Origin of the sequence: Neorhizobium sp. P12A (assembly GCF_008365395.1) — a bacterium.
GTDB lineage: Bacteria > Pseudomonadota > Alphaproteobacteria > Rhizobiales > Rhizobiaceae > Rhizobium.
Map to the genome: position 1 here is coordinate 1 of NZ_QOVX01000062.1, position 2,011 is coordinate 2,011.

Here is a 2,011-nt window from a genome sequence, read left to right on the forward strand (position 1 = left end):
GCCAAGGATTGGGAAAAATCCATCATCTCAGCCGAAGCCTGGATAACCATCGCCCATATCCGCATCCTTACGCGGCGGCTCGCAAGATATTGCTATCGTTGAACCCTTTTCGAGTCAGACTCTCATAGCTCCGACAGGATCTGCAGCCGGTTGCCAGGCAGAAGTTCGATCTCCTTCGTGACTTGCAATGAGAAGAACATGTTGACGATTTCGTGCTCGGTGAAGCCGCGCATTATCATCGGCGGCCCAATCTCGTAATTCGAGATCGGCGTGAACGGCTCAGCGCCGAGCGTCTGGAGCACTTCGAAAAAGGCGGCTTTCGCCCCGTTATATCGGCTTTCTCCGGTCATAGACTTTGCGAAAAAAAGCCCCGATTTTCCTGGAAGCGGGGCAAGGTGGAAATGACGGGTTATTTTAGCATCCTCGTGCTGATCTTCAAGACATTCGAAACGCTGAACGACCGGCGGACTCAACCGCGGGCGCATGCAGGGCATTTTGAAATGCGCATATTCGAAAAGGGCGAATGAGGGTGGCTGAAAAGGAAATCGATATGCCGGTGATGCTTGAGAAGGCCAGATTGAACCTATGGAACCTCGTCGGCTTCGTGGCCGGCATCACAGTCATAGCGTTCGGCTGGGGGGGTGACCTATTCGAACCTCAGCAATCTGATCGGCAAGCAGGCGACGCAGATCACCGACATCAACGCTCGTCTGTCCCAGGAGGCCAACCACCGCAAGGACCGACTGAAGTCCTACCAAGACCAGCTATCGGCATGCAGCAGCAGATCGCGCAGATCACGCCGCTGACGTTTCAGACGAACCGGACGATCTAGGGCGTTGCCGCGAACGAGAAGGCCGTCGAGGCGACGAACGACCGCATCGACCGTGTGGTCGAGACCTTCGGGGGAAAGCTTGACACGGTGATTGAAAACAGCGGGAAGCTCTCGACGCAGGTGTCGGTGCTGTCGTCGAAGCTAACCGATATCCAAGGCAAGCAGACGGCTGAGGCACTCGCTCAATCATCCCAGTTCTCTTCGCCATCCGGCGCAAGCTTCGTTCGTGGCCGCTGTTCTTCACCTTTTCCACCGGCACGAACGACACCATCATCGTCTTGAGGTCGATTTCGACGGCGAGCCCAGCTTTCTCCGCGGCGCGCATGATGCGCTGGAGGTCGGCCTGTTTGAATTCTGCTTTGGCCATCACCAGATCCCCCTCACGCCTTTCCCTCAGGCCAATCGCGTCTCAACTGCTCTGCGAACAGCGCCAACAGCTCCGCCGCAAGGCCTGGGTGGTCTTTCGCGGTCATAGCCGCCACGATCCGCACATTTGCCTCGTAATGTTGAGCTTTGATCGTACCCGTTTCCTCAAGCGTTTTGACAAGCGCAAGAAGCATGGATGTGTGGGCTGCGTTTAGTTGGGCAATGGCGTCCCGAATGTCGGAAGGTTTCTTTGGCATCGATTTCTTCCCGCTGCATTTGATCTGCGGAAGGGATATTGGTCATACACGCGAGCCGTCCAGAAGGATCTTCAGCCGCCGGATCGCATCCGCGCCCTCCAGCATCCCGAGGGTAATCAAGAAATCGAGCACACCATCTGCCGCCGCTAAGGTTCCATGCATAGGCGGCGCCTACGCCGATTGCGATGCCGACAGCCTTCGAGAATGGACCTGGGATATGAAACCGCTCCCCACCTGCAATTAAGCAGGCAGCAGCCATAAAAAAAGCTCCGCGTGAGGCGGAGCTAATAGAGTGTCATGCAGATGCGAGAATAACGCACCACGGCAACGTGGGGTTCCGGACAAATTTTAAAAAAAACGCTCGGGCTGGACCTCGGGGACGGTAAAGGAGACCACCGCCGCCTATTACGACGTTCAGCGACGATGGCCTGCTTGCGTAGCGGCAATCTAAGTGAGATTCAGCGTCAATCAGGATGAGACTCGCGCCGGGGTGTGACGGAGTGAGGGCGTAGCCCGATCGTAGTCATACCCCGGCGCGGCGCAGATTTTCGGCGTC

At 56.6% G+C, this 2,011-nt stretch carries 4 protein-coding genes and 1 pseudogene; 3 read left to right on the forward strand and 2 right to left on the reverse strand.

The window, feature by feature from the left end; genetic code table 11:
* Positions 1 to 102 (forward strand): annotated as a pseudogene (locus DTW90_RS36830) (IS5/IS1182 family transposase); the annotation flags it as partial.
* Between the two features lie 20 nt (positions 103 to 122).
* On the opposite strand, the gene DTW90_RS36835 reads toward DTW90_RS36830, so the two are convergent.
* The gene (locus tag DTW90_RS36835) at positions 123 to 350 is read right to left on the reverse strand and encodes a hypothetical protein (RefSeq protein WP_132528518.1); all 228 of its coding nucleotides are present in this window, start codon (positions 348 to 350) and stop codon (positions 123 to 125) included.
* Positions 351 to 401: 51 nt separating this feature from the next.
* Between DTW90_RS36835 and DTW90_RS38140 the strand changes: the two genes are divergently transcribed.
* Both DTW90_RS38140 and DTW90_RS37515 read left to right on the forward strand, forming a co-directional pair.
* Positions 402 to 527, forward strand: a complete 126-nt coding sequence (locus tag DTW90_RS38140; RefSeq protein ID WP_281026235.1) for a hypothetical protein — start codon at positions 402 to 404, stop codon at positions 525 to 527.
* 114 nt (positions 528 to 641) lie between these two features.
* Positions 642 to 806, forward strand: coding sequence for a hypothetical protein (locus DTW90_RS37515; RefSeq protein ID WP_188080196.1), 165 nt, complete (start codon positions 642 to 644; stop codon positions 804 to 806).
* Positions 807 to 1,212: 406 nt separating this feature from the next.
* Here DTW90_RS37515 and DTW90_RS36840 read toward each other — a convergent pair whose 3' ends face one another.
* The gene (locus DTW90_RS36840) at positions 1,213 to 1,455 is read right to left on the reverse strand and encodes a hypothetical protein (protein ID WP_149345044.1); all 243 of its coding nucleotides are present in this window, start codon (positions 1,453 to 1,455) and stop codon (positions 1,213 to 1,215) included.
* Between the last annotated feature and the right edge of the window lie 556 nt (positions 1,456 to 2,011).